The 1,249-nt window shown below is 65.0% G+C and carries 1 protein-coding gene; it reads right to left on the bottom strand.

The window, feature by feature from the left end; translation table 11 throughout:
* Positions 1–1,249: glucose-6-phosphate isomerase (gene pgi, locus VXC91_RS45815; protein ID WP_329513243.1), on the bottom strand; the 1,249-nt coding region annotated here is incomplete at both ends.

Raw genomic sequence — 1,249 nt, 5'->3', positions numbered from 1 at the left:
CTTGGCGAGGACCTTGCCCAACTCCACGCCCCACTGGTCGAAGGAGTCGATGTTCCAGACCGCGCCCTGGACGAACACCTTGTGCTCGTACAACGCCACCAGCTGGCCGAGGACCGAGGGAGTCAGTTCCCGGGCGAGGATCGTGGTCGTCGGGTGATCGCCCTTGAACGTCTTGTGTGCCACCAGTTCCTCGGGCACACCCTCGGCGCGCACCTCGTCCGCGGTCTTGCCGAACGCCAGCGCCTGCGTCTGCGCGAAGAAGTTGGCCATGAGCAGGTCGTGCTGCGCCTTCAGCTCCTGGCTCAGTTCACCGACCGGCTCGGCGAAGCCGACGAAGTCGGCCGGGATCAGCTTGGTGCCCTGGTGGATGAGCTGGTAGTAGGCGTGCTGCCCGTTGGTGCCCGGAGTACCCCACACCACCGGGCCGGTCTGCCACTGCACCGGCCGGCCCTCACGGTCCACCGACTTGCCGTTGGACTCCATGTCCAACTGCTGCAGATAGGCGGTGAACTTGGACAGGTAGTGCGAGTACGGCAGCACCGCATGCGACTGGGCGTCATGGAAGTTGCCGTACCAGATGCCCAGCAGGCCCAGGAGCAGCGGCACATTCGACTCGGCGGGCGCGGTGCGGAAATGCTCGTCGACGGTATGGAAACCGTCCAGCATCTCCCGGAACCGATCCGGGCCGATGGCGATCATCAACGACAGACCGATGGCCGAGTCGTACGAGTACCGGCCGCCGACCCAGTCCCAGAACTCGAACATGTTGTCCGGGTCGATACCGAACTCCGCGACCTTCCCCGCATTCGTCGACAAAGCCACAAAGTGCTTGGCCACCGCCTCCTGACCCACCTTCAGCCCGGACAGCAGCCACTCTCGCGCCGACGTGGCATTGGTGATCGTCTCGATCGTGGTGAACGTCTTGGAAGCAATGATGAACAGCGTCTCCGCCGGATCCAGATCCCTCGTCGCCTCATGCAGATCCGCACCGTCCACATTGGACACGAACCGCACCGACAGCGACCGGTCGGTGAACGCACGCAGCGCCTCGTACGCCATCGCCGGACCCAGATCCGAACCACCGATACCGACATTGACCACAGTGCGGATGCGTTTGCCGGTGTGGCCCGTCCACTCACCCGAGCGGACCCGGTCGGCGAAGGCGGCCATCTTGTCCAGCACCGCGTGCACCCTCGGCACCACGTTCTCGCCGTCGACCTCGATCACCGCATCCCGCGGAGCACGCAGC

Source organism: Streptomyces chiangmaiensis, from assembly GCF_036281785.1.
Taxonomy (GTDB): Bacteria; Actinomycetota; Actinomycetes; order Streptomycetales; family Streptomycetaceae; genus Streptomyces; species Streptomyces chiangmaiensis.
This window is presented reverse-complemented; position numbering and strand designations above follow the sequence as displayed.